This is a genomic window from Geobacillus sp. ZGt-1, assembly GCF_001026865.1.
GTDB classification, from domain to species: Bacteria; Bacillota; Bacilli; order Bacillales; family Anoxybacillaceae; genus Geobacillus; species Geobacillus thermoleovorans.
The window spans coordinates 1-556 of record NZ_LDPD01000073.1 but is presented as its reverse complement, the minus strand read 5'-3'; the positions used below and the strand labels follow the sequence as shown (position 1 = coordinate 556).

At 48.4% G+C, this 556-nt stretch carries 1 protein-coding gene; it reads right to left on the bottom strand.

The features are described from left to right. Nucleotides 1-80: 80 nt before the first annotated feature. Nucleotides 81-347: a hypothetical protein gene (locus VU18_RS15590; protein ID WP_231107651.1), complete on the bottom strand. Its 267-nt coding sequence runs from the start codon at nt 345-347 to the stop codon at nt 81-83. Nucleotides 348-556 lie beyond the last annotated feature (209 nt).

The window sequence follows — 556 nt, the reverse complement described above, 5'->3', positions numbered from 1 at the left end:
CTCACATCGACCGCATTGGCAAGCGGCTTCCCGACTTCGATGCGGCAAAAGTGGTTGTTCGCAACGGTTTGACGTCTTGATCAATTCGGGTGGAACGGACTGACAGACACTTTCGCGTGATTTTTCACATCCGTAACGACCAGCAAAATCTGCCTTCCCTTCTTCTCATACACGAAAGCTGACCCCCACCTGTCAACTTGAGTCCATTGACGTTTCTCCAATTCGTCAAGATAATAGTCAGCCACTTCCTCCGCCGAAGAAGACGCAACAACAAACTCCACCCGTTCATCCACCGAACGAATGTCACTCGCTTGTGGATGCAGCGGGATGTCTTGATACCCTGGCACAGTCTGTTGCTGCTGACATCCTGAAAAAAAAGCAATTACAAGGATTAAAACCAACGGGATGCATATGCGCACTTCATCCTCCTCCGCTCCCACAGCTTAAGCAGAATCTTAGCTTTGAAATGCGTCCATAGCAGACTGGATTGTTGCTGGATTATCTATCATCGCACTTCTTAGTTAGTTCACCCAATATTGACACTCCACACGCCTAA